Consider the following 975-nt stretch of genomic DNA (forward strand, 5'->3'; position numbering starts at 1 on the left):
GGGAACTAAACTAACGRGGKAAYGAGAGTAAAATAAACACACAAGGGAATCACWTTAGGTCTCGTTACGTGGTCAGAAGTGCACAATTAAGGAGAGTTAACATGGATGACCRTAAAGATATGTATGAYTGCCCTCTGTTAAATCGTTCACTTTGGATGGGAGATTGCTACGATATCAACGCTGTGGTTGAAAGAATGGTAAAACCGTCAATTCTTCAGTCTTTAGAATCTGAACTTGGTTTTCAAGTTGAAATATCGAAAGCAGCAAGGGTATGTCTTAACTGCTGTCATTATAACTTCAAGAGCTGAGTTTTTCCGTCGATAATAGTTGTTGCGTTGAGCTAACGCAGAAGGATAGCACGGCGGTGAAAATAATACAATCACTACTCGCGGACTGTGTCATACTTTGTTAGTTGATAATAATAAACTATTTGTGGACACTAGCGTTGCATTAAATCGAACATGAAAAAAATAATGAATAAATTACCATTTTTGTAAAAATATAATTAATTTCCATGGATAAAACGTAAAAAAACTCCTAGTGTGAAGTGTAGGCAGGTCACTACCCGATCACTTCTCACAAAGGAGCCAGCCCCTTGAGTGTATCGGAAAATCAGGTCATACGTCAATGCTTATCTTTACTACCCTTGCAGGATTTTGTTTTACCCATTCTAGACTACCGCAAACACAAACTATCTACAGCGAACATCCTAAAGATTTTCATCACAGCTCAACTGCTAAATTGGCATTCGTTAGATTTTATCGAAAAGATTATTCGCTCGAGTCCCGAGTTACAGAAAGAGTTTAATCTACCGTCTATTAGTAAGTCTCAGCTCAGTCGGCGGATGAATGAAGTTCCCGTAGAACTTCCACAAGCCCTTTTTCATGCGGTTGTTGAAAAGATTCAGATGCAGCATAGTAAACAGAATGTATCTTCTAACACGAACTTTTGGCGCTTGTGGACTCAACCAATATT

1 pseudogene is annotated in these 975 nt (G+C 38.6%); it reads left to right on the top strand.

From position 1 onward, the window contains the following. Positions 1-595 precede the first annotated feature (595 nt). Positions 596-975 (top strand): annotated as a pseudogene (locus AC1DUA_RS39065) (hypothetical protein); the annotation flags it as partial.

The sequence above is a fragment of the Paenibacillus sp. 01T422 genome (assembly GCF_056398785.1).